Genomic DNA, 25,630 nt, shown 5'->3' with positions numbered 1-25,630 from the left:
TACATTTATTTTGCTACAGCAGGTTTTTCACCAAAACGTTTTGGTTTTACATACTTATCAATTAAAGGAACAAAGGCATTCATAATTAAAATAGCGAATGATATTCCTTCTGGATATGCCCCGAATACACGGATGGCAACGGTGATAACCCCAATGCCGATACCAAAAATAATCCCTCCTTTATTACTCATAGGAGAACTGGAATAGTCGGTAGCCATAAATACTGCTCCCAATAAAACACCTCCTGATAACAAGTGGAATGTTGGAGGAGCGTAAATGGCAGCATCTGCTAGATGAAGTAGCGCAGAGAAAATATACACACTTCCTAATACCGCTACAGGAATATGCCAGGTAATAATTTTACGAACCAACATAAATACCAGCCCCAATAAAATGGCAGCTCCCGCCATCTCACCGGCACTACCGGAAGTAAATCCCCAAAGCATATCCGAATAGCTAGGTAGTGTTTCTAATATCTGCGCTGGTGTTTGTCCTGTTTTAATAGCTTCTTTCATTAATCCCAATGGCGTAGCACCAGAGGTGATGTCGGCAAACGACATAGGCAATACGCCCGGTTTAACCCATGAGGTCATCTGAACAGGGAAGGAGATCAATAAGAATACCCTTCCTACCAATGCCGGGTTAAAAGGATTGTTTCCCAAACCGCCAAATGACATTTTACCAATTCCGATGGAAACCAACGCCCCAATAACGATAATCCATAAAGGAATTACCGAAGGCAAGTTAAATCCTAATAAAATACCAGTAATTATTGCCGAACCATCTGTTATGGTAACTTCTCCCTTTAGCAGGTACTTTTGAATTACGTATTCAAAAAACACACAGGCCAGAACAGAAGTGATAACAACAGACAGAGTCCCAATTCCAAAGTTGTATACAGAGAAAAGCAATGCCGGAATCATGGCAATCACCACTCCATACATATTTTTTTTCACGCTGTCGCCACTGTGTACGTGCGGTGAAGGTGAAATAGTTAATGTGCTCATATCTTAATATTTGTCTAAATTCTTATTTGAAATTATTTGGTGCGACTACGCATGATCTGTCCTACTTTTCCCTTTCCTAAACGGATATAGTCTAAAAGAGGGCGCTGTGAAGGACAGGTGTAACTACATGAACCACACTCAATACAATCCATAATCTTTTCCTCTTCAGCTCTGTCCCAAACCTGTTTGTCCGAAAGAGTCATCAATAAATAAGGCTCCAGTCCCATGGCACAAGCCGAAATACATTTACTGCATTTGATACAGTTTTGCATTTTCTTACGTTTGGCTTCCTCATTTTTCATGATTAAAATCCCTGAGCTACCTTTGGTAACAGGAATTTCGGTTGAGGTAAGGGCTTTCCCCATCATTGGTCCCCCGCCAATAATCTTACCTGTATCTTCTGGTAAACCTCCGGCAGCCTCAATCAGGTTGTTGATAGGAGTTCCGATCCTTGCTAAAAAGTTAGACGGTTTGGAAACCGATTTACCGGTAACCGTAACTACCCGCTCAAAAAGAGGTTTGTTTTTTTGAACCGCTTCGTAAACCGCAACTGTAGTACCCACATTTTGAACCACAGCTCCAACCTCGATAGGAAGTTTTCCTGATGGGATCTGACGTTTGATACAGGCATCTATCAATTGCTTTTCACCTCCCTGAGGATACTGAACTTTTAAAGGTTCAACAGTAATGCCGGGATACGATGATGCCAGTTCTGTCAGGTGCTTGATGGCATCTGGTTTATTGTTTTCAATACCAATGATTGCCTTGTCAACTTTTAAAGACTTCATCAATATTTGGGTACCTACCATTATCTCTTCACCTTTTTCCAGCATGATCTGGTGGTCGGCAGTAAGGTAAGGTTCACATTCAACCGCATTTAAAATCAATACATCACAGGTTTTTCCCGGAGGAACGGATAGTTTTACATGCGATGGGAATGTAGCCCCGCCGAGTCCTACAATTCCTGCTTCACCAACTTTTTTGATGATCTCTTCCGGAGAGGCTGTTATTTCTTTCACTAAATCAGCGGATCTGTCGATAGATTCTTCCCATTCGTCACCTTCTACATTGATAATGATGGCGGCTTTTTTGTAGCCACTTGCATCAACAATGTCGTCAATCTTAAATACAGTTCCCGAAACCGAAGAATGGATGTTGGTTGATACAAAACCTGAAGATTTTGCGATCAAAGTTCCAACTTTTACGGTATCTCCTTTTTGTACTACAGGTGTGGCAGGTGCCCCAATATGTTGAGCGATAGGAATAGCCACCTGTGCAGGGACCGGCATCACTTCAATTTGTTTACCAGCCGAAAATTTGTTTTCAGGAGGATGGATACCTCCAAGAGAAAATGTCTTTAGCACGATTTATTCCTCCTTATTTTTATCATCCGAAGATGTTATGTTTTCACTAGTTTTTGCTTCAGCTTTAGCTGTTTCTGCTTTGGGTGCCGAAGGCTTTTCTGCAGCAGGTTTTACTTTCTTAGGTGGAAAGTTAACTTCGTGGATGGCATTTGTAGGACAAACGGCAACGCACTTGCGGCACAATTTACATTTGTTGAAGTCGATGTATGCAATGTTGTTTTCAACGGTAATGGCATCAAACGGACATTCTTTCATACATTTTTTACATCCGATACAGGCTGCTGAACATGCCTTTTTAGCCACACCACCTTTGTCCTTGTTTACACACGAAACAAAAACCCTGCGATCTTTAGGACCACGTTTTCTGAGTTCGATGATGTTTTTAGGGCAGGCATCCACACAGGCACCACAAGCCACGCAGTTGTCCTTGATAACAGGCAGGCCGGTTTTTTCATCCATTTCAATGGCATCAAAAGTACAAGCCTCAACGCAATCGCCACATCCTAAACAGCCATAGCTACAACCAGTATCCCCAGCATAAAGAGAGGCTGCAACGGCACATGAAGTTGCACCATCGTAAAAGTTGGTTTTAGGACGGTTGTCGCAGGTTCCATTACATTTAACAACTGCAATCATCGGGTCGCTGGCCGCAATTTCTTTGCCTAAAATACCGGCTGCGGCATTCATGGTATCTGCGCCACCTACGGGACAGTTAAGCTCTGAAATGTCGTCGCTTTTAACCATAGCTTCGGCAAAAGCCCTACAACCTGGAAAACCACAACCACCACAGTTGGCTGCAGGAAGTACTTCCTCAACCTGGTCAATTCTTGGGTCTTCGAACACTTTAAACTTTTGTGCCACAAAATATAGCACCAGGGCCGCAATGGTACCCAAAATGGCAAGTGTTAAAACTGTTATTACTACTACATTCATTATTATTTGATTTTATTCTAAGCTAATTTTATTCTTTTATTTTAAACGAAAACGACTTTTTCAGCCTTGGCGATACCATTTTTATTACTATAAAATATGGCACAAGAACAGCCAGTGAAGAAATTCCTGCAATTCCTTCATTTTGGGTAAGTTCATAGGTAATGAACAGTGCGATAAAAACTAGTATAAAAGGGAAAATGTAAGCTAGCAAGGAAGCTTTAAGGCCAAGGGATTTTTCACCTTGTATGATAACCTTTTGACCGGCCTGATATTTTGAGGGGTCCTTACTGTATGCATCAATTATCTTTTCTTTCATGTCAGCTGCAGTACAAGCACCTTTTGCGTGGCACGATGCACATGCTGATTCGCTGATAATCCGAACTTTAATTTGATTTGGACAAACCTCTTCTATGTAACCTGTATGCTCTACTAATCTAACTTCCGACATGATATTTAAGGGAAAAAATCAGAACAAATGTAATTAATAAGGTAGTATGTAAAAGTGAGTTTTGCTATTTGTAATTGGTATAAATAAATAAAATTGCTACTTCGACATTGCAAAACCTTGATGTTTAGTGTAAAGTAGAGATTGCAATTTGTAAAAAAGGACAAAAATTTTTTTTTGAATAAATGTCAAAACTGAAAAAAATCATGTTAAGTGTTGATAGATTGGTGTTTATAAAGAAAAATTTCTTTAATTATTTGGGCGGAATTTTACGGAAACCCAATTCGTGTACGTTCACGTTTTATGATGTCAATTATTAATTAGCACTGGAATTGTTATAATCCGTTATTTTCCTTGTCAAACTAATCCATAAAGGACTCAATAACAAGGTAAGGGCAATAGTGCTGATGATAAGTTGGTAGGCATAATCCTGTATAATGCCCGATTGGTACCCTGTTGCCCCAATGATAAAGCTGAATTCCCCAATTTGGGATAATAAAGCACTAACATAAAGGCTGGTTTTCCAATCTTTACAAAACACTTTTATAATAATAGTGTTTATAATGCTATTTAATATAAATACTACCAATATCAGAGAAACAACGGTAAGCAGGTTTTCTTTCAGGAAGTTTAAGTCAATAATCATCCCTACAGAAACAAAAAAGAGGGCTACAAACAATACCTTAAAAGCAGAGAGGCTGTCGTGAACCCATTTGGTAGATTTTGTGGAGGATATCAGGATGCCGGCAATAAACGCACCCAGTGCAGCTGAAAGGTGGAAGTATGCCGATAGGGCAGAAAAGCCAAAGCATAAACTAAATGCTATAAAAACCTGCATCTCGTGGTCTTTGAATATGGCCACCTGAAAGGGGAGCCTGATTTCTTTCTTTTTCAGGATGTAGATGATCATGCCAACGATTAAAATACCGCCTATTATTTGTTTGATCAGTTCTGATTTTTCCGGCCTATGCCCCCCCAGATAGCCAAGGATAATAAGCATGGGTACAATTAAAATATCCTGGGCTATTAAAATACCCAGTGCATATTGGCCTGCTTTGGTGTTGAGTTCTTCTCTTTCCTGTAGCACTTTAACAATAACAGCCGTACTACTTAAACTGATAACAAACCCAATCATAATAATCTGGTTTGTGCTCCATCCAAAATAAAAGCTCATAAGCCATATTACCAGCAGACTTATAATTACTTGCATAAAAGTTCCAACAACTGATACTTTCCAATTGTCGATAAGTTTTGGGAGGTGGATTTCCATTCCGATAAAAAAAAGCAGGAGCACCAGTCCCAATGAGCCCAGGTTCGATATGAGGGCTTCATCGGTTATAAAGCTTAATCCCCATGGGCCTACCAACACACCTACTATAATATAGGTGATCATTGAGGGTTGTTTAAAAAGGCGAAGCAAGAAACCTACTACGATAATAATGCATGACAGGATAACAAATTTTGAAAACAGGGGATCGATATGTATGGAGGTAAATATCATGTATATACTTATTAGGTGAACGATTTAAGTCTTGCAGATAACTACTAAACCAGATATTTCTGGAAATTATCTTTAAAGTGAAATTAAATATAGGGGTGTTTGTTCAATTAAGCTGCATTATTCATCAAATTTAATAAAGATGAATGTAAATGAAGAGCCTGTCCTGAAGCTTAGCCCGGGAAAAGGTGGTGAGGGGCTTTATGATAGGCTATTTGCCTATCGGCGGTCTGCTTGATCGGCGTCTGGCCTTTTGTTATTTATGTGAAAATCTCATATATTTTTTTACATCATCTACGTTTTGTATTGAAGTTAACATTTCCAACAATTTAAATGCAACATCTAATCCTGTTGCAGGGCCTGTTGATGTAATAATATTTTCATCAATTACTATATGTTTATCTTGAACATTCACACCGAAATCAGCGAGATAATCTCTTCCATAAATATCCGTTAAATCGTATGTAGTTCCCATTCTACCTTTTAAAACACCAGATTTTGCAACAGGTACTGCAGCTGCACAAACTGCTGCAATTATTTTTTTGTCTTTATCAAACTTACGTATCACATTTTGAAATCTCTCATCAAAGACATCATCATAATATCCTGAATTTTTAAATCCACCTGGAATTGCTAATGCATCATAATCATCGAGGTTTATTTTGTCAAATTCAATCTCGGGGCGAACTATTAAATTCCATTTGCATTTAATCTCAGGTCTAAGTGATGTGGATATCATATCTACAGGCTCTTTTCCTAACTCTCTACTCCAACCAATTACATTAGTGAATACTCCAGCTTCATATTCTTCGAACCCATTGGAAAGAAATAATAATACCTTTTTACTCATTTGTTTCAATAGATTTGTGAGCAACATTACTCATTATTTTCTCCATAATTGTCTCTTGCAAATTTTCTAGTTCAATTATCGACAATACAGCATAACCTCCAATCATTACAGCTAAGCCAATCAAGTATCCAGTTAATCCAAATGCTGAAAAAGGCAAAGCAAACATAGTAATCCACATTAATCCGATAAAAAGACTAGAAAAGCCAATCGAATATCGTATTGAAAGCATATTATTTTCTGATTTATCACCGAATTTAAATTTCGCAATTATATCTGGTCTTAATTGCATTAGCTGCATTCTAAACTTTGAAATCCAAAATCCATTTTTAGTCCAATTGCCAACAAATGTTTTTAAAGTAATGCCTGTAAAACTTTGTTTAAACATTAATTGAGGGCTCAAATTAGTTTTACATGTCTCTGCTGCCATTTTATCCTTAATCACATCAATGTAATAATTGTCAATCCTATAATTTTCTCGTTTTATCAATATCATTGTTTGTTTGTTACGAGGTGTCCCTTAGGCTTGCCTGGAATAATCGTATATGTTCAATTAAATTGATAAGGTATATCAATTTATGCAGAAGAATAGCGTAGCTACCCTTACGACCAGAGGTGTGAGAGGCTCTCCGATAGGCTACTAGCCTATCGGCAGTCTACGATTTTGCTTTCGTGCTTTATTATTTTGGTGTCAATTGAATTGATAAATCTAAAGCATTTGCAACTAATAATAGATTAGAAATTCTCACATCTTCTCCATTTTCAATCCGAGAAATATAAGGACGCTTTTTCCCAACTACCTCTGCCAGTTTTTCTTGGCTCATGTGAAGTTCTTTTCTTCGATTCCTTATAATTTCTCCGAAATAGTAGGAATATGCTTCTTCTCGGAATTTCTCTCTATTTTCCGAACCTTCTTTTCCATAGCGTTTTGCTAATAAGTCCTTTGCTTTCATTGTCTTCATAATTCCTTGTTTTTTAAATATTCCTCTAAAATTTTCTCAGCTTCCTTAACCGCTTTAACATAGTCCTTATTCGACTTTTTAATAAATCCATTCAAGCAAACTGCATTTGTACATTCAGAAAAATTCAGATGGTCAATTGCAAAAATCAATACGCGATATTCGTTTCCAGCTTTAATCCTCAATTCATAAAACCTCGTATTTGTCAACTTTTTAACAAAAGTAGTATGAACAATCTTTACTTCTCCAATAATTTCAATCAGTTGAAAGAATTTATCAGACAATCTTTGTTCTTGTGAATCGATGAAATCCAAGCATTTTTCTGTAATGTCAATTTCTCTCATGGTACAAAAGTAACGAATTCGTTACATACATCCAATGATTCAGATGATGGTATTTATTTGCAGGTCGCTTTTCCCGCATGAAGCACAACCAATCCCTAAAGCGACTCAATATATATACTCCCATTATTTGCCCAATAGGAAGGAGGCGGATCCCCTTTTTATCCATCAAAATGTTATATTTTGCATGAGAATCGGTCTTGTAAACCTTAAAAACATACAGTTCTATTAACAATCGACCTTTTAAATCATCAGAATCATATACAACCATTTAAAATCGATGTGTCAAATGGTTAATTCCTTATAGTTCAGTTAACAATGTGCTATTTAAACCACAAAAAACGTATGTTTTTTGTGAAAATGTATGTTTTTGATAGAAAAAATCGAGTCTCGCTATTGGAAATCGCCCCAAATAACCGTTTTTATGCAAAAATAGCCCTGGGGAACATCATTTTTTTCCATTTATAGGGTATATATCAAATGATATAAACCATTTTGATGTTTTTTTTACCCTAATTTCACATGACGAAGCCATTTATAATGGTCAAAATGATACATTTCCCTCAACGAGATCCTTTGTATCTGTTAAATAGCGGTATTTCTTTTTAATCTGGATGATTTTAACGGTCAGAATGATGCATTTCCATTGACGAGATTCATATTAAACGGCCAAAATCATGTATTTTATAGAATATTTGCATGTTTGTACATAAAAGCATAAAAAAATAAATATTTAAAAAGGTTTTGGCACAAAACTTGAACAGGACTAAGTAAGTTATTACACTTAACCTATAACAGAAATACAGTATACTATAATTCTTTACACTTATTGTAATAACATATGGCTCAACAGTTCTTTGCTGTAAAAATCATAGATTGTTGAAGTCGGGATCAATACAACTATTGCATTTAATTACTTTTTTGTATGCGTGGATCATCACGTATAGTTGCCATTATTTTAATGCAATTGCGACTCTCATTTTTAATACGGATCAAAAAAATTACTAACCATTAAATGTTTGAATTATGATGACTAATATGAATTATTCAATTATTGATAATGGTACTATGTTTTCATTTTGTAAACATGCCTTATCTTTATTCGGAAACGAAGAGAACATTACGCCTACTTTACTTCCTTTTTATAATAAAGTTAAAAAGCAGCATGAAGTGATGCAGAATGCTTTTGAAAGGGAATTTATAGATCCTTTTACTAAGAAAAAGGCCAAGGCGAATTCTAACCGTAATCAAAGTTTTCACGCTTTTAGGCATTTTATAAAAGCTTGTTGTATGAGCATTAACGAAACAGTACGTGCTTCCGGAGAAAAACTTATGCTGGTTATTAATAAACATGCAAAATACATATCAAAACTTGGCTATAAAAAGCAGAGTAGTGCCGAAATTAGTGTAATTTATGAAATACGTAAAGATTGTATGCCGGAGTTGGAAACATGTAGTGCCACTGTATGGTTTGAGGAAATGGAGAGTCAACAGGAAATATTTGAAACCGTTATGCAGGAGAGTTTGATTTATGAACTTCATGAAAAACCGAAGCTGGTGGATACCAGAAAAGAATTGGATAAAAATTTACGTTCTCTTTTTACTCTGGTTGATTTACTAAGTCAGTCGACACCAAGCGATGAACTTACACAATTAAATCAAAATCTGAATCAATTGGTATCAGAAACCATGATAACGGCCAGATCGGTTGATACGCGTAAAAGGAACCAATTGAAAAATGATATCGAAAACGATGTGGGAGAGGAAAGTTAATAGTAGGAAGTGGAAGTTGATTTACAACTTTATAAAGTTCCCATGAAGCAAGTAACCCTGTTTGGTTTTTATGCCGGGCAGGGTTTTGTTTTGTTAAACCTGCAATATGCATTTTAAAACTCATTTAACTCGTGCTGAAAACACAATTCAAAAATGAATGAGTTGTCCCTACAGGACGTTGATTACCTCTTTACCTAGCCCCATGCGTTGCATGGGGCCAGGATAAGTTGTGCTTTCAGCACGTTATACACAATGCCTTTACAAAAGATCTTCAGCTAGCTTAAAGGTGTATGATTTTCCTTTGCTGGTTTGTATGTCATATTCGTAAACTGGCTTGATGCTTGTTCCTTTTAGTTCTGCTTGCGATGAAATAACAGGTGTTTCTATGGGTTGAAATCTATAGAAGTCATTTTTGTTATCACCTTTGGCCAGGCTGATGCCTTTACCTTCAATTTTATTGTAGGTTCTTAATCTAAGGTTTCCACCGAGTTTTGATTTAATTGTTACGGTATGTATTTTATTGTTTTTCCATTCCATATTTTCAATTTCAAATCCTCCGCGGGCTCTTAATCCCGAAACCATTCCCTTTTCCCATACCTCAGGTAGGGCAGGCAACAGGCTAAGTGCACCATCGTGGCTTTGGATAAGCATTTCAGCAATACCTGCTGTACATCCAAAGTTTCCATCGATTTGGAAAGGAGGGTGGGCATCAAACATATTGCAGTAAGTTCCTCCATCAGGATCTTTTATGGTAGCATTTGCAGGTTTTAAATTTAATTGGTTCTGTATTAGTTTATATGCGTGATCTCCATCCAGAAAACGGGCCCAGAGTACAACTTTCCATCCCATAGACCAGCCCCTGCTGGCATCGCCTTTCCCGATTAAAGTATTTTTTGATGCTTCAAAAAGTTCAGGAGTTTTAAATGCGGAAACCTGTCTTCCGGGATATACACCCCATAAATGTGATATATGACGGTGTTTATCATTTTTCCGATCCCAATCTTCAATCCATTCTTGTAATTGGGTATGTTTTCCAATTTGCATAGGAGGAAGTTGAGACCTGATTTTATCTAGCTGAGCTGTAAATTCAGTATCAATATTTAATAAATGGGCGGCATCAATTGTATTGGATAATAAATCAAAAATCATTTGATTGTCCATGGTAATACCAGCAAAAACACTGCACCTTTCTCTATGGCTGCTGCCATCAGCTCTTATCTCTTCATAAAAATGCAAGCCCGGTGTGTGTTCAGGGGAAATGGATGGGGATGCAACCAGATAGCCTGTGTTTTTATCCTTAATCAGGTAATCCTGATAAAATTCGCTGGCACTTTTTAAAATAGGATATATATCTTCTAAATAGGCTTGGTCTCCTGAAAAGAGATATTTTTCCCATAAATGGGCACAGAACCAAGCATTACAGGTAGGCCACACACCTGCAGTTTTATCAACAGCTCCGGTCATTCTCCATAAATCTGTATTGTGATGAAGTGTCCATCCCCTGCAATCATACATCTCTGATGCCGATTGTTTGCCTGTAATACTTACATCTTTAACCATTTGGATAAAAGGTTCATGGCATTCACTTAAATTGGTTATTTCTGCAGGCCAATAGTTCATCTCAACATTGATATTCGTTGTGTATTTACTATCCCATGCCGGATATTGGCCCGAATTGGGATTCCAGATTCCTTGCAGGTTTGCCGGTTGTGTTCCCGGTTGCGATGAGCTTATTAACAGGTATCGGCCAAACTGAAAGTATGTAGATACTAAATCGGGATCATAGCTGGTTGAAAACTCCTGTATTCTTACATCTGTTGGTTTTATGGTTTGTGCTGATTGGCCTAAATCAAATTTAACCCTGTTAAATTGTTTTTGATATGTGGATATATGGTCGGATTTTGCCTGTTCGTAATCTTTAGCATAGTCTGTCAAATATTTCCTGGCTTTATTTCTGGCATTACCTGAAATATCCTGATAGTTTTTAAAGTTTGTCGCAACAGATATATAAATGGTTGCTTCATCTGCATTTTTAACTAATATGCTATTGGAGTTTATTGCCTGTGAACCACCTTGCGATTTTACTTTAATTTGAGCATTAAAGTTTAACAGGTTTAAGATGTTCTCTTCTTTTTCTCTTGCGCATTTGCCATTTACTTCAAGCAATTCGTTTTGATTATCAGGAGCTGAAGTATCCACTGATACCATGTGTTTTTTTAAAGGGCCTGCAAAAGAGGTGTTAAAGCTGATTGCCCCCTTTTTGTCTGACGTTATACGGATAATTATCAGCTGATCAGGAAAGGATGTAAAAACTTCACGTTTATACAAAACACCATTGACTTTATAGGTTGTTTTTGCTATGGCTGTTTTTAGGTCTAGTTCCCTGTGAAAATCTGTAAAGTTTTCATGGCCGGGAAAATCTAAAACAAGGTTGCCAATTGATTGATAAACCTGACCGTGAGAAGTTGTTTTTCTGTCAGCAATAATATCTTTAAGGGCTATTTTTTGAGCTTCAATATAGTTGCCGTTTTCAATATGTTTCTGAATTGTTTTCAGACTTTTTTTTGCGTTGGGATTAACATTTTGGTAGGGGCTGCCTGACCAAAAAGTGTCTTCGTTAATTTGAATGGTATCTTTTGACGGAATTCCATATACCATAGCTCCCAACCTTCCATTTCCCAATGGCAAAGCGTCTGTCCATGCTTTAGACGGGGTATCGTACCATAGTGTTAATTCTTTTTGTGAAAAGAGGTTATAACACGTTATTAAAGCTATTAAGCTGAGAATAATTTTTTTCATCATGAGATTTTATCGTTTTTGTAATTTTGCTATCCAGTTATCATTGCCTTTTAAAACATTTTTTATTGAGTAAAGCTTTGCTTCATCAGGCATAAGTTCCCGTAATCCGGCCCATGTAGCCCTTTGGGAAATATCTGAGCTCACACCTGTATTTTTGTATTCGTATAAATGCAAGTCCTTACTTGTTGGGGCATATTCCATATGCCATAAAGTAGGCCATCCTACAGGATTTATTTTTTCTCCCATTTCACATTTTATCCAGGCAACTTTGGGGTAATTATGCCACGGCCTCCCTAAACTGATTAACTGATTGTCATCTTTAGGTCTAGGGCTGTTGTTTGCGAATGTGAGTTTACATTTATAAAATACAAAGCCATAGTTTTGTTTTTTAGGTGTACTTGGAGCTGTTATCCATCCACCACCGTAACTTCGGATTTCACACGAATCGAAGAAACCAATTCCAGAGCCATAGATATAGTCTGTCCTGCCTAAAATCAAGCAGTTTTTAAAGTAGCTTCTGGTTTGGTCTTTTCCTAATAGCATCGTATCCTGATAACTAAGAAAAGCGCAATTGTAAAAAACATTTTTGTCGGAGGTTATAAATATGGCCAAAGCCTGACCAACAGCTCCTGCTGTGTTTTGGAAAGTAATATTTTCTGCCTGAAATCCGTCTCCTTGAATGGTTATAGATGCTGAAGTTCTAATGGCTTGTCCGGTCCACTTGGCTGCATCCTCTGCAGGACATTTATTGTTAAACCCACCTTTGCAATCATAAATATGGTAACTAATAATTGTTTTATCACGACTTTCTCCCCGAAAAGTAATATTCGTTTTATCCTCTGGGATTAAGATTTTTTCAGTATCGTACAACCCATTTTTAATAAATATTACAGTTCGTTTTTCCTGATTGTTTTTGATAGAATTAATAGCTTCCTGTATGCTCGAAAAGTTACCTGTTCCATCTAAAGAAACGGTAATATAAGATTCGGAATTGTTTATGGCATAAGATGGAAAAAAAGTACATGCCAATAAGATGATTAGTAAAAATGGACGAAAGGTCTTCATTTTCTTTTTGTTTTTATTGTTATTAATATGACTTGTTACTTGTTAGTGTTGGCAAGAAAAGTTCAACTTCTTCCCTCCATACACTCTCTTACTTTCCCGAATACAAGTTCGGGAAAGGCTCTAATGGGAGAACCATCAACCCGCATAGAGCGAGGGATTTCCCCTTTAGGGGTTCGGGGTGAGCGATGGGAGTCACTATAAAACAGGAGTTTTCTTGCTGCAACTGATTAACAAAAGTAGATTGTAGATTGGTATATAGGCGGTTGTGTTTTGCAGAAAAGAAAGGGGTATTTTACTATTGACTATGGAGGTTTGTTAAATGACCCTTTCTTTGGGATGATTTAGCCCCGTGTTTATAGTAAATACTCTATAACTTTGTATGAAAATATATTAAAACTTTTATGATAATGTACAGAATAAATATTCTACTCGTAATTGCTTTTTTATTTGGTGTATACACAAAAATATCTGCTGAAAATTATCCTCACAGAAGTGATGTGTTGTGGGTAACAACTCCGGATCATTCCAATTGGTTGTACAAAACCAATGAAAAGGCAAAAATTTCAGTTGCTGTTTACCATTATGGAATACTACAAGATACACTTACCGTAAATTACAGTATAGCTCCGGATATGATGGAGGCTGACAAATCAGGATCTGTAAAAATCAAAAATGGAGTAGCTTCGATTAACATGGGGACTTTAAAGTATCCTGGTTTTATGGATTTGAATTTGAAGATAACCCTGAACGGAAAAGAATATAAACATCACATTAAGATAGGATTTGACCCGGAAAAGTTAATCGCTTATACCAAAATGCCTTCAGATTTTGATTCCTTCTGGGAAGATGCAAAAGAAGAAGCTGCAGCATGTACAATGAAAGTGGAACGTACTTTTGTTCCAGAATATTCAAGCGATAAAATAGATTGCTATTTGGTTAAAATACAGGCCTATGAAAAAGGACGATATGTTTATGGCTATTTAACTATTCCTAAAAAAGAAGGTAAATTCCCAGTTGTTTTCTCTCCACCGGGAGCTGGTATTAAACCGATGAATCCTTTAAAAGATATTTTTTATGCAGAAAGCGGATTTATTCGCTTTGATATGGAGATTCATGGTATCAGGCCAGATCTTGAGCGTAAAGATTATAATGAGATTAGTAGCGCATTTGGTAATAAGCATAATAGCTATCTGGTTAACGGATTGGATAACAGGGATAATTATTACATGAAGAAAGTTTACTTGTCATGTGTCAGGGTTCTTGATTATTTAACAACATTACCTGAATGGGACGGCAAAAACCTGATAGCACAAGGCGGAAGTCAGGGAGGAGCATTGGCTCTGATAACTGCAGGTCTTGACTCCCGAATTACAGCTTGTGCAGCAAATCATCCGGCTTTAAGCGATATGGCCAGGTATAAAATTGGTAAAGCAGGAGGGTATCCTCATTTATTTACAAAGTTTGATGGTATGGACACACCTGAAAAACTGAAAACCTTGCAGTATTTTGATGTTGTAAATTTCGCCCGAAAAATTAGAGTTCCAGTATTTATGACATGGGGGTATAATGATAATGTTTGTCCTCCAACAACAAGTTATATTGTATATAATACCCTAAACACTAAAAAAGAATCGTTAGTTACTCCCGTAAATGAACATTGGATTTCGCTAACCACGCGTCATTACATTTTAGATTGGATCCGAACACAATTAAAATAAATTACTATGAGTTTAAAAACAACGACTGTAATAATATATTTTTTATTTTTTGCCTCAATGGTGAGTGCGCAAACAAAAGCGCCGGCTTTTCCGGTTGATACCAGTTATACCGTTGCAAACCAGTTACGCAAATATCAAAAACATTACCCCTATTTATTGGCAGCAGAGGATGAGTTACCTAAAGGTGTTGATGGAGAAAGAGATGTGATCTATACAACGCTAAAAAAAACAGAGTATGGTAAACGCGATCTGCATGTAGATATATTTCGACCGGAAAAGGAAGGAAAATACCCTGCCATCATTCTTATTCACGGAGGTGGCTGGAAATCGGGCAACAAGTCACTATTGGTGCCAATGGCACAGATGATTGCCAAAAGAGGTTTTGTGGCCATTGCTGTTGAATACCAATTGGCTTTGGAAGCGCCTTATCCTGCTGCTGTTCATAATATAAAATCTGCAATACGATGGATGCGTGCTAATGCCGATAAATATAATATCGATCCTGAAAGAATCGCTATTTCCGGCACATCAGCCGGAGGTCACCTGGCTTCATTAGTGGGATTAACCAATGGCGTAGAGAAATTTGAAGGGACTATGGGAAATGAATCCAACTCAAGTTCTGTACAGGCAATTATTGATATTGACGGAGTGTTGAATTTTATGGCTCCTCTTTCGTTAAACAAAGAAAGGCGTGATGATTCTCCGGACGTACAATGGATAGGCGGGCAATTTAAAGATGTTCCGGAACGTTGGAAAGAAGTATCTCCCATATACTGGGCTAATGAAAACTCAGTTCCAATGTTGTTTATCAATAGTGGTTATCCCAGATTTCATGCAGGTCAGGATGAGTTAATTGGTATGTTAAATGAATGGGGAATATATAACGATGTGGTAAAGTTTAAAGTCCGTATGCATACATTCTGGTTGTTTCATCCATTTATAGATGAAACAGTGGATTATATGGTGGATTTTATGAACAAAGTAATGAAGTAGGAATTATGAAATTGATATTAAATAAAGTTTTTGGAATAATTATGCTGGCTTTTCTGTTAAGTGTAACAGTGTCAGGGCAGGATAAAGTTGTTGTTGCAATTGATGGAAGCGGGGATTATACTACAATCCAGGAGGCTTTGAATCACTGTAAAGCTTTTAGGGATTATGAACAGGTGATTTTTATTAAGGATGGAATTTATCATGAAAAGGTTTTTATAGATTCATTTCTGACAAATATTAAACTGGTAGGAGAAAGTAAGGAAAATACGATAATTACATACTCTGACCATGCAGGAATGCCTGGTATTGGAACTTTTAATAGCTATACCGTGAAAGTGTCAGGTGATAATATTAAGATGGTTAATTTAACAATTGAAAATGGGGCAGGTGAAGTAGGACAAGCTGTAGCCTTACATGTAGAAGGTGATTTGTTTGAAATTAAAGACTGTAATCTATTGGGAAATCAAGACACATTATACGCAGCAGGGAAAAATAGTCGCCAATTGTTTACAAACTGTTTTATTGATGGGACAACTGATTTTATTTTTGGTGCAGCCATTGCTGTATTTGAAAACTGTACGCTCCATAGTAAACGAAATTCATATATAACAGCCGCAAGCACTACAAAGGATCACAAATATGGCTATGTTTTTAAAGACTGTAAACTAAGCGCTGAAGAGGGAGTGGATAAGGTGTACCTTGGACGGCCATGGCGAGATTATGCCAATGTAGTTTTTATCGATTGTGAAATGGGGGCTCATATTGTACCGGAAGGCTGGCATAATTGGGGACAACCCAATAGGGAGAAAACTTCTTTTTATGCTGAATATAACAGCAAAGGTCCGGGTGCCAATGTTGCGAAACGGGTTAAATGGTCGCACCAGTTAACCCCAAAGCAAGCAGAGCAATATTCAATTAACAATATCTTTAGATTTGAAGTTGAGATGGACTAACGAATATACTTTAACTTGAAATAGTTGCTATGCTATTTCAAGTTACTTTTCCTGTATTCCATTGGAGTCATTTCGTATTTCTTTTTAAAGCATTTTCCAAAATACTTCAGGTCCTGGAATCCTGTCATAAAAGCTATTTCTTTAATAAGCAGCTGACTGTCGGTAATCATTTGAGCAGCTCGTTTCAGGCGAAAATCTCTTACAAATTCTACAGGTGAAAAACCGGTTAAACCTTTTATTTTGTAAAACATAGTTGTTCTGTTTAAACCAATATGAGAGGCTAAATCCTCAACAGAAAACTCACCGTTGTCCATGTTTTGCTCAATGATATGTATTATTTTTTCCATTATAGCCTCGTCCTGGTTTGTAATCAGGAAGGGCTTGGGTTTAAACTCTTTAAATTCGGCATTGTCTCCCCGGGTAAATATTTCATGTAACCTCTTTCGTTGGTTTAACAAATTTTCAATCCTTGCTTTAAAATAAGGAACACTAAAGGGCTTGGTTATATAATCATCAGCTCCATAGGTTAAGCCTTCCAGTTTGCTTTCGATATTTGCTTTTGCCGTTAATAGTATGATTGGGATATGACTGGTTCTAATATCGTCCCTGAGTTTTTTAAGCAGATCGATACCATTTATTTTGGGCATCATAATGTCGCTGATAATAAAATCAGGACAATGCTCAACAGCAATGTTAAAACCTGCAAACCCGTCTTCAGCGGTTAATATTTCATAGTCTTGTTCCAAAATGTTTTTAATGAAAGACCTTAGTTCATGGTCATCTTCAACAATCAGCACCTTAACTTTACTGCTATTGGGGATCTTTATTTTTGTGGTTATTTGATTTTTTGATACTTCGGGGTTGCTTTGATCAGCAGGATTAGTATTTATAAATTCTATATCGTCAGGAAAGTGGTTTTTCCCGGTTTTAAACTGTACCGAAAATACGCTTCCTTTACCTGGTTGACTATTTACTGTTACCCTGGCTTTGTGCTTGTCTGCTTCCTCTTTAACTATGGATAGGCCAATCCCCGTGCTCGGTTTATTTTCATCTTCGCTAAAAGAAACAAAACGGGTAAATAGCTTGTTAATAACATCTTTTGAAATACCAATGCCCTGATCACTAACATTTATGGTTGCAGTTTTTTCATCAGAAAAAATGCTGACTGTAATTGATTTTCCCTGCGGAGTATATTTAAAAGCATTGGAAAGAAGGTTCATCACGATTTTTTCAAGGCTTTTATGGTCTGCCCAAATTTTTACACCTTCAGCGTGGTTTTCAAAATTAAAAGAAATATCCTGTTCATGGGCAATTTCAATAAAATCATTATATATTTCCTTGACAAAGGTTCCGATTTCAATTTCAGATACTTTCAATTTCATCTCCTGTACTTTTCTGAAATCAAGAATTTGGTTTACAAGTCGTAACATGCGCGATGAGCTTTGGGCTACGTAACTCAATTGGTTTTTTACGTTTTTAGGTGTGCGGGGATCATTAATCAGGTAATCAATAGGACCTGTAATCATGGTTAAAGGGGTTCGTATTTCATGAGAGATATCCGTAAAGAATTTTTGTCTTAAACGAGACATTTTTCTCTCCACATTAATATTTGATTTGAGTTTGTAAATGGTTATTAATGTGTAATTGGTGGTTAATAGAATAATTAACATGATGGAAATATAAAGAGCATACGCCCAGTTTGTTTCCCAAAATGAAGGTAAAATGGTAATGGGTAATTCCCTTTGGTTATTCGACCACACACCCTGGCTATTGGTAGATTTGACCTTGAAAAGGTAGTCTCCTTTAGGAACATTTGTATAAATAGCCGTTCTTTGTTTATCTACATAATTCCAGTAGTTATCAAAACCCTCTAATTTGTATGCATACTTTATGTTTGAAGGGTTGTCGTAATCCAGTGCTGCATAGTCAATATGAAAAAAGTTTTCCTGATGGGAAAACACAACGGGGTGGCCGTTGTCGACACCATTTAAAGTTGTGATTTGATTTTGGGATGACCCCCTTTTGTTGAATTTCCGAATACTCAATAATGAAATATATGGCGAATAATTGTTTGTTTTAATTTGGTCGGGAAAAAAATGAATAACTCCGTTGCTATAGCCAAAAAGCAGTTCTCCGGAATTGAGACAATACCTTGTGGCTTCAGAAAAGTTTCTGCCGTGAATCTTGGTTTTTATTTCCGGAAATACTTCAATGTGCTCCTTGTTAGGGTCAAACCTGCATATCTGAAAGTCCATGGTAATCCATAATTTCCCATTTAAATCCTCAACTAACGAGAGGATATTATTTGAAGGCAAACCGTCTTTCTTTGTGTAAGTTTTAAAGACTACAGGATACCCAAAGTTATCAACAGAGTCAATACGTGTTATGCCTCCATAAGCTGTGGCAATAAATACCTTTTTAGATTTTGATACACATAAATCAATAACATCATTACTTCCTAATCCTTTGTTTGGTAATATCTGTTTATTATAAGTTTTCCAGCTTAAATTTTTACTATTAAGAGAGTCTGGATTAAAAATTAATAAACCATTCATGGATCCTGAGCACAGCAATCCTGAAGGGGTTTCATTTACACACCTGATTCTTCTTTTGCCAATATCTTTTATTTTAAACTTATTATGAATATTAATAAACTGGATGGAATCTTTATTGTTTAAGGCAAGATGAAGCCCGTCGAGAGTCCCAATCCATATACGTTTATTGCTATCTTCAAATATTGAGTATACCTGGTCATTGCTAAGGCTATGGATATTATTCGGATTGTGCTTGAAATGAGAAACCGAATAATTAAATAATTTTTTATTGGGCGTTAACTTATATACTCCATCCCCTCTTGTGGCAATCCATAGATTTCCCTTTGAATCTTCAAAAAAATTGTAAGCCGGTTTTCCCCAATTTGAATTATCAGCCAGTTTACCATTAGATGATAGCTGTCCGGTAAAGTTTAAGTCTTTATCAAAAACTAATATTTGGTTGTCTTTATTGGCAACAAGAATGTAATTGTTCTTTAGTTGGTATATGGCCCTGATGTTACTGCTGATTTGGCTTTTTATTTTTAGGGTTTCAAAATTGTTTTTACTAAAAACTATTTTTCCCAATCCTGCGGCATAGCTATTAAACCATAAATTGTCCTGTTTGTCAAACAAGGCAACTCTGAAATCATTTGAAAAGGCCATTTCTGGTTCTTTGTATTCCGATTTTAAAGGAACAAGCGTATTTGATTCCTGATTATATAAAGAAAAGCCTCCATCAAGAGCTTGTACCCAGATCTGTCCTTTACTATTTGTTAGAACATAAGGAGTTGATTGTTTGGAAGAATTAGAATTGTCTGATCTTTTGGCGGGAAAAAATGTATTGCTGTTATCATTAAAATTAAAAAGGTTAATGCCAGGTTTTGAGCTGTTGTAATACCAAAACTGATAGTCGTTTGTAATTGTTAAAGGATGTAGATGCCTTATATTCAAATGAGGATAAGTTGCAGAATTATAAACTTTAGTGTTCCTTGAATACCGATGTATCGTACAAAAACCTTTGTTGTTTGTTACTGCTAATACGCTAAAGTTATTTAATGGGATTAGTTTAATTATATTTCCATCAATAGGCAGCTTTTGTATGCTGAATGATTTATTCGATTTGGAGTATTTGGCAATAATTCCGGAAATACCTCCAAACCATATTTCATCATCAAACTCCAGATACTCGTAAAAAGGGGTGTTTTTTCCTGGTTCTTTGTCAAAAAAGTGAGCAGGGGTTTTAAAATTATTCTTTGGGAACGTGGTAATCCCGTTGTTTGTCAATAACCACGTATTATTTTGCAGATCCTGGTGTACATTGTATACGCCTGTTGCATTTAAATTATTTTGAGACGAATTAAAATAACTTACTAAGTAATCTTTACCTGAAACACAAATACATCCTGCAGAGTCGGAAAGTAGCCAAACCATATCCGATTTTGTAGGAACTATACGTGATAAATTAAAGTTCTCGGTCAGTTTATCCTTATCCGTTTTTTTGTCCCAAAACTTTTCAGTTTCCGGGTCAAAGCAATTAATAATAGGACCAAAAGCTTTTGATTCCATCCATATTCTGCCCAGACTGTCTTCAGTTAGCCTGCCTATTCTGTTGGTTTTTAAGATTGTTGAGTCGTAAGCATGAGGTGTGTACTGGTGAAATGCATAACCATCATACTTGCATAAACCATTAAACGTACTAATCCATATAAAACCTTTTTTATCCTGAATAATATCATTAATTAAATTATGGGGAAGCCCGTCTTCAACCAAATAATGATTAAGGGTAGAAACAACCTGGCCGCTTGTTTTGACAAAAGATATGATGCAAACAAAAAGAACAATAGAGTATGTACTCAGTTTTTTCATCTCAATATTATTTAAAATTTCAACGGTATTTTTTATAAAAATAAGAGTTATTAATCAAACATAAATGATTGTCTGTATTATTGTAAAACAACCCTTCCTATGTTGTGAAATACCCCCTGTTTATGGGTTGAAATCGACTGCAGATCAATTGTTCTGCAAAATCACCTCCTATCTGAAATTTATACAAATATACCCTTATTGCAAAATGACTACCTACATATTGCAATGTGCCATCCTATGTCTGGATAGATATTAAATAGTTTTGTTACAGTAATTTAAAAAACGCGATGGAACATATAAAGTTAATGATATTAGGTAGTGTTATATTATGGTTCAGTGGAAGTATTTACTCACAGGAGTATATGCCGCTATGGGGCGAGTATAATATGCCAAATTCCAGGGGAATGGAATTGCCCCGAATAGAAGAGCGTGAAAGAATAACGCAGATTGATGTTCCGGGCATGTATTGTTATTTTACTTCCAAAGAAGAAAATACAGGTTCGGCCGTATTGATTTTCCCTCCGGGAGGTTATCGTAAAGAAGCTTATAATATTGCCGGCATCCAGTTGGCAAAGTGGTTTAATACCTTTGGGGTTAATGCTTTTGTTGTATTATATCGTTTGCCCGTTTCCCCGGATTTAACCGATAGTGCGTTTGGTCCTTTGACTGATGCTCAGAGAGCAATGAAACTGGTTCGTTCTCATGCTGCCTTATGGAATATGGATCCGGAAAGGATTGGTGCGATGGGATGTTCTGCAGGTGGTGGTTTGGTATCCAATTTATCCACTTTAACAAATGATTATTCCTGTGCCGGTGATTCTATTGATCGTTTCACTTTTGTTCCTGATTTTCAGATTTCAATATCAGGAGCCATCAGCATGCAGCAAGATGCTCATAAGGGGAGCAGAAAGGCATTGCTGGGAGAAAATCCAGATGAGAAAATGAAATCTTTATTCTCAGGAGAGCTGAATGTCGGAGTTCATACGCCTCCTGCTTTTATAGCCTGTGCTTCTGATGATCCGGTAGTAAACCCAATGAACAGCCTGCGTTACTATCAGGCCTTACAAGCTGCAGGCATACCATCTTGTTTGCATGTTTTTTCTAAAGGAAAGCATTCAATTGCTCTGCGCAACAATCCGGGGTCCACAAACTTATGGACAGACTTATGTGAAGCCTGGATGAATGAGATGGGATATTTAACAAGAAAAGAAGTTTTGTAATTCAAATATTATTAATTTAAAATCAAAAATTTATGAAAAATTATCTGTCAAAGAGATTCTTTGACTTGTGGAAGAATCAACAATTGAAATTTCTGGTTTTGATTTCAATTCTTATGTATTCCTCAATCATGTTTTCTCAAGGAGGAGAGAAAATTACGGTTACAGGGAAAGTTTCTGATGAAAATGGTATGGTAATTCCGGGTGTTACAATTGCTGTAAAAGGGTTAAATACCGGTACTATTACTGATGTAAACGGCCAATATATTTTAAATGATGTTCCTGTTGACGGAATACTCGTATTTTCTTTTATTGGTATGAAAACGCAGGAAATTAGTGTGGATAGAAGGAAAGTAATTAATACAGTGTTGAAAGATGAGTTTATTGGTTTAGAGGAAGTTGTTGCTGTAGGTTATGGAACAACAAAGCGAAGAGACCTTACTGGTTCGGTGGCCTCAGTTAGCGCTGAGGCGTTGAGTGATATACCGGCTACATCTGCCATGCAGGCTATCTCAGGTCGTTTGGCCGGGGTTAATGTTACCGTAACAGAAGGTTCGCCTGATGCAGAAGTGAAAATCCGTGTGCGTGGTGGGGGATCTATTACCCAGGATAATTCACCTTTATATATAGTTGATGGCTTCCAGGTTAGTAGCATTGGAGATATACCTCCTGGTGATATTGAGACTATTGATGTGTTAAAAGATGCCTCTTCAACAGCTATTTATGGTGCTCAGGGTGCTAATGGTGTAATTTTAATTACAACTAAATCAGGTAAGGAAGGGAAAACAGAAATAAACATTAATTCATATGTGGGAATTAAAAAGGCATATAATTTAAATGATGTTTTGTCTCCCTATGAGTTTGTTTATTATCAAAGGGAACTCGATCCAAGTACCAGTACCAATTCTGCATTTACCAATAGTTATGGTTTGTGGGAAGATATCGATATATACAAAGGGGTAGAAGGAATTGATTGGCAAGATCAGTTGTATGGAAATACAGGTGTGCAAAAAAATCTTAGTGTCAGCTTAAATGGCGGAGATAAGGATTTTAAGTATAATCTTAATTATACGCGTGATGATGAGGATTTTATCATGTTAAATTCTGCCTATAAAAGAGATTACGTAACATTGAAGTTAAGCAAAAAGATTGGCAGAAAACTTTCATTTAATTTAACCTCAAGATTATCTAATACTACCATAGAAGGGCCTAGTGTATCAAGTGGGAAAAAACTACGTGATGGAGTTAAGTATGCCCCGGTTCGTAGTTTGTCGTATTTATCCGAAGATCAGTTGGTAGGGAATGAAGATGTGACTTCGGCAGAGGCTTTGAGCTCGCTTAATGATCCTATTTTTAATACGGTTAATGAATATAAGGAGCAAAATAAGTTCAGACAAACTTACAATGCAAGTTTATCGTGGGACATTATTAAAGGTTTAAGGTATACAACAAAAGGATCTTACGATTATGAGAAAAATTATACCGATAATATCTGGCTTAAAAAAACAGGCGAAGCCAGTTCTAATGGTGGCCAGCCGGTAGCTAAGCGAACCGATCAAAAAGGCTTTAGGTATTCTGTTCAAAATACATTGACATATGATTTTGACTTAAATAATAAGGTGCATAAATTCAAGTTGTTGGCAGGGCAGGAATTGTATAGTTCCGAGAGAAAAGATATGGAAGTGATGTCTAAATTTTTCCCTTCCGATTTTTCGGCCGATGATGTACTGGCAATGTGGAATTATGGTACAGCATCTCCTACCTATACTACCATAAATGAACCATCTCGTACCAATTCTTATTTTGGTCGTTTAAACTATAACTTGTACGATCGTTACCTTCTTACTTTAACGCTACGCGCCGATGGTAAAAACGTGTTCGCACCGAATAATCGTTGGGGTTATTTTCCGGGAGCAGCCTTTGCCTGGAGACTGTCGGATGAAGCTTTTATGGATGGTGTTAAAGACTGGATGTCAAATGCAAAACTTCGTTTGAGTTATGGTGCAGTAGGTAATGCCCGCGTGGGTTCTTACTGGCGACAAGAGTATAGTTTTGAGGATAATTACAGAAACCTGTATTATATTAACGATGAGGCGCAAAGTGCTTTGGTTACTTCGTCGGTATTAAAAAATGAGGACTTAACCTGGGAAACAACCATTTCTTCTAATATTGGTCTGGATTTAGGATTTTTTGATCAAAGATTGTCGGTTAATATTGATGCCTACAAAACCGAAGTGAAGGATTTGATCCTGGGTGTGGCATTACCTTCGAATTCAGGATATGATAAGCAGTATCAAAATGTAGGAAGTACTTCTAACCGGGGTATTGAAATAGCAGCTACAGGATATATTGTTGATAATAGAGATTTTAAACTTTCGGCCAGTTTTAATATTTCATTTAACAGGAATAAAATTGAAGAGCTGGATGGTTCAGATGAGTTAATAGCATCTTCGGGATGGGGACTTAATTTAGGTAGCGATGATTTTCGTGCTGTGGTTGGTCAGCCGGTTGGTGAAATGTATGGTTATGTTTCTGATGGTATGTACACTTTTGATGATTTTACTTTTAATGAAACTACTAACAAATGGGATCTGAAAGAAGGTGTTGTAGATGCTTCATCGGTGTTTACCAATTCGGGTGATTATTTTGGTCCCGGACATATGAAACTTAAAAAGTTAAGTGGTGAGGGTACCGAAATCTCTCCGGATGAGGATAGGAAAGTCATCGGACATGCCCAACCAAAACATACCGGTGGATTTTCAATGAATGCCAGTTATAAAGGATTCGACTTTGGCGCACAGTTTAATTGGTCGTATGGAAATGATATTTATAACGCAAATAAAATTGACTTTACCTCATTTAGCGGATCAAAAAGATATCAGAATCTATTGTCGGTAATGAGTTTGGATAATCGTTTTACAACCATCGATCCTGCAACAGGATATAACATCATGTTTGGAGAAAATGCCAATCCTGAATTGCTAAAAGAGTTAAATAAAGATGCACGGATCTGGCATCCCAGGGCTAATTCAACTGTTTTAACCGATTGGGCTATTGAAGATGGTTCGTTTTTACGACTGAGTAACCTGACTTTGGGGTATACTTTACCTAAAAGCATATCAGAAAAGGTTTTGATGAAAAAACTACGTGTATATGTAACTGCAAACAATTTAAAGTGTTGGACAAAATATACAGGACAAGATCCGGAAGTAGATACCCGCCGCTCAACACCTTTGACTCCGGGAGTAGATTACTCTGCTTATCCAAAAGCAAAAACACTATTGTTTGGTATTAATGTAACTTTTTAAGTGTTAGTAA

The 25,630-nt window shown here is 36.6% G+C and carries 18 protein-coding genes; 6 read left to right on the top strand and 12 right to left on the bottom strand.

What is annotated here, in order from left to right; genetic code table 11:
* Positions 1 to 5: 5 nt before the first annotated feature.
* The 9 genes from OM074_RS08110 to OM074_RS08070 form a co-directional block, all read right to left on the bottom strand.
* Entirely contained in the window at positions 6 to 1,007 is a 1,002-nt protein-coding gene (locus tag OM074_RS08110) for an RnfABCDGE type electron transport complex subunit D (RefSeq protein WP_301198960.1), read from the bottom strand.
* A 32-nt stretch (positions 1,008 to 1,039) separates the two neighbouring features.
* Positions 1,040 to 2,371: an electron transport complex subunit RsxC gene (gene rsxC, locus OM074_RS08105; RefSeq protein ID WP_301198959.1), complete on the bottom strand. Its 1,332-nt coding sequence runs from the start codon at positions 2,369 to 2,371 to the stop codon at positions 1,040 to 1,042.
* Positions 2,372 to 2,374: 3 nt separating this feature from the next.
* Positions 2,375 to 3,304 carry a Fe-S cluster domain-containing protein gene (locus tag OM074_RS08100; RefSeq protein WP_301198958.1) on the bottom strand — a complete coding sequence of 310 codons (930 nt, stop codon included), beginning with the start codon at positions 3,302 to 3,304 and terminating at the stop codon, positions 2,375 to 2,377.
* 28 nt (positions 3,305 to 3,332) lie between these two features.
* Positions 3,333 to 3,752: a SoxR reducing system RseC family protein gene (locus OM074_RS08095; protein ID WP_301198957.1), complete on the bottom strand. Its 420-nt coding sequence runs from the start codon at positions 3,750 to 3,752 to the stop codon at positions 3,333 to 3,335.
* Positions 3,753 to 4,065: 313 nt separating this feature from the next.
* Positions 4,066 to 5,250: a cation:proton antiporter gene (locus tag OM074_RS08090; RefSeq protein ID WP_301198956.1), complete on the bottom strand. Its 1,185-nt coding sequence runs from the start codon at positions 5,248 to 5,250 to the stop codon at positions 4,066 to 4,068.
* A gap of 253 nt (positions 5,251 to 5,503) precedes the next feature.
* A complete protein-coding gene (locus tag OM074_RS08085) occupies positions 5,504 to 6,097 on the bottom strand; it encodes a DJ-1/PfpI family protein (protein ID WP_301198955.1) in 594 nt (197 codons plus the stop codon).
* Complete coding sequence (locus OM074_RS08080; RefSeq protein ID WP_301198954.1) at positions 6,090 to 6,590, bottom strand: hypothetical protein; 501 nt, start codon at positions 6,588 to 6,590, stop codon at positions 6,090 to 6,092. The genes OM074_RS08085 and OM074_RS08080 overlap by 8 nt, the downstream gene beginning before the upstream one ends.
* Before the next feature lie 184 nt (positions 6,591 to 6,774).
* On the bottom strand, positions 6,775 to 7,056 hold the full coding sequence (locus OM074_RS08075; RefSeq protein WP_301198953.1) for a helix-turn-helix domain-containing protein: 282 nt from the start codon (positions 7,054 to 7,056) through the stop codon (positions 6,775 to 6,777).
* Positions 7,053 to 7,397: a type II toxin-antitoxin system RelE/ParE family toxin gene (locus tag OM074_RS08070; RefSeq protein ID WP_301198952.1), complete on the bottom strand. Its 345-nt coding sequence runs from the start codon at positions 7,395 to 7,397 to the stop codon at positions 7,053 to 7,055. The genes OM074_RS08075 and OM074_RS08070 overlap by 4 nt, the downstream gene beginning before the upstream one ends.
* Before the next feature lie 1,023 nt (positions 7,398 to 8,420).
* On the opposite strand from OM074_RS08070, the gene OM074_RS08065 reads away from it, so the two are divergent.
* Positions 8,421 to 9,167, top strand: coding sequence for a DUF6261 family protein (locus tag OM074_RS08065; protein WP_301198951.1), 747 nt, complete (start codon positions 8,421 to 8,423; stop codon positions 9,165 to 9,167).
* Positions 9,168 to 9,425: 258 nt separating this feature from the next.
* Here the strand turns inward: OM074_RS08065 and OM074_RS08060 are convergent, their stop codons facing one another.
* Complete coding sequence (locus OM074_RS08060) at positions 9,426 to 11,969, bottom strand: glycoside hydrolase family 95 protein (protein WP_301198950.1); 2,544 nt, start codon at positions 11,967 to 11,969, stop codon at positions 9,426 to 9,428.
* Between the two features lie 6 nt (positions 11,970 to 11,975).
* Entirely contained in the window at positions 11,976 to 13,031 is a 1,056-nt protein-coding gene (locus OM074_RS08055; RefSeq protein WP_301198949.1) for a pectinesterase family protein, read from the bottom strand.
* Positions 13,032 to 13,438: 407 nt separating this feature from the next.
* On the opposite strand from OM074_RS08055, the gene OM074_RS08050 reads away from it, so the two are divergent.
* The 3 genes from OM074_RS08050 to OM074_RS08040 are packed head-to-tail and all read left to right on the top strand — an operon-like array spanning position 13,439 to position 16,695.
* Positions 13,439 to 14,749 carry an acetylxylan esterase gene (locus OM074_RS08050; RefSeq protein WP_301198948.1) on the top strand — a complete coding sequence of 437 codons (1,311 nt, stop codon included), beginning with the start codon at positions 13,439 to 13,441 and terminating at the stop codon, positions 14,747 to 14,749.
* 6 nt (positions 14,750 to 14,755) lie between these two features.
* The gene (locus tag OM074_RS08045) at positions 14,756 to 15,742 is read left to right on the top strand and encodes an alpha/beta hydrolase (RefSeq protein ID WP_301198947.1); all 987 of its coding nucleotides are present in this window, start codon (positions 14,756 to 14,758) and stop codon (positions 15,740 to 15,742) included.
* A 5-nt stretch (positions 15,743 to 15,747) separates the two neighbouring features.
* A complete protein-coding gene (locus OM074_RS08040; RefSeq protein WP_301198946.1) occupies positions 15,748 to 16,695 on the top strand; it encodes a pectinesterase family protein in 948 nt (315 codons plus the stop codon).
* A 32-nt stretch (positions 16,696 to 16,727) separates the two neighbouring features.
* Here OM074_RS08040 and OM074_RS08035 read toward each other — a convergent pair whose 3' ends face one another.
* A complete protein-coding gene (locus OM074_RS08035) occupies positions 16,728 to 21,095 on the bottom strand; it encodes a hybrid sensor histidine kinase/response regulator transcription factor (RefSeq protein ID WP_301198945.1) in 4,368 nt (1,455 codons plus the stop codon).
* A 287-nt stretch (positions 21,096 to 21,382) separates the two neighbouring features.
* On the opposite strand from OM074_RS08035, the gene OM074_RS08030 reads away from it, so the two are divergent.
* Positions 21,383 to 22,315, top strand: coding sequence for an alpha/beta hydrolase (locus tag OM074_RS08030; RefSeq protein ID WP_301198944.1), 933 nt, complete (start codon positions 21,383 to 21,385; stop codon positions 22,313 to 22,315).
* A 32-nt stretch (positions 22,316 to 22,347) separates the two neighbouring features.
* Positions 22,348 to 25,620, top strand: a complete 3,273-nt coding sequence (locus OM074_RS08025) for a SusC/RagA family TonB-linked outer membrane protein (RefSeq protein WP_301198943.1) — start codon at positions 22,348 to 22,350, stop codon at positions 25,618 to 25,620.
* The last annotated feature ends 10 nt before the right edge of the window (positions 25,621 to 25,630 follow it).

Source organism: Plebeiibacterium marinum, from assembly GCF_026013615.1.
In the GTDB taxonomy this organism is placed as follows: Bacteria; Bacteroidota; Bacteroidia; order Bacteroidales; family Marinilabiliaceae; genus Saccharicrinis; species Saccharicrinis marinus_A.
The sequence above is the reverse complement of the archived record's forward strand: the minus strand, read 5'-3'. Positions and strand labels throughout refer to the sequence as shown.